This window comes from Vibrio sp. 10N.222.55.C6, from assembly GCF_041473395.1.
Taxonomy (GTDB): domain Bacteria; phylum Pseudomonadota; class Gammaproteobacteria; order Enterobacterales; family Vibrionaceae; genus Vibrio; species Vibrio crassostreae_C.
Genome location: NZ_JBFRSD010000615.1, coordinates 1 through 330, shown reverse-complemented (window position 1 = coordinate 330; position 330 = coordinate 1). Strand labels below are relative to the sequence as shown.

Here is a 330-nt window from a genome sequence, read left to right as displayed (position 1 = left end):
GTCTAATATAGCTGTTATGCATTAACGGAGAAATTAGTAATTGAGCACTGAAAAGAAAACACGAGACGAAAAAGTTACGTTTCAAGTGAATAAAAATGTAAATAAGATTTCGTTTACGTATGAGCCTTTACGAGACGGCTTAATAATTCCTGAAGCAGATCCTAGTACGATTCGTGTTGAGCGCAGTTATGAAAGGGCTTCAGGCAAGCCGAAAGTTTTAAGCAGTGTTCAAGGACATAGTGAGTTCGCAGCATTTGATGTCGATACAATGTTACTGAATGGATACGATTACATCATTAGCGTTGATACCAATTCTCGCGAATACAATGG

Annotated in this window: 1 protein-coding gene; it reads left to right on the top strand. The window is 37.9% G+C overall.

The genetic code is table 11. From position 1 onward, the window contains the following. Nucleotides 1-40: 40 nt before the first annotated feature. On the top strand, nt 41-330 hold a 290-nt coding region (locus AB4486_RS25335), incomplete at its 3' end, for a hypothetical protein (protein ID WP_372119481.1).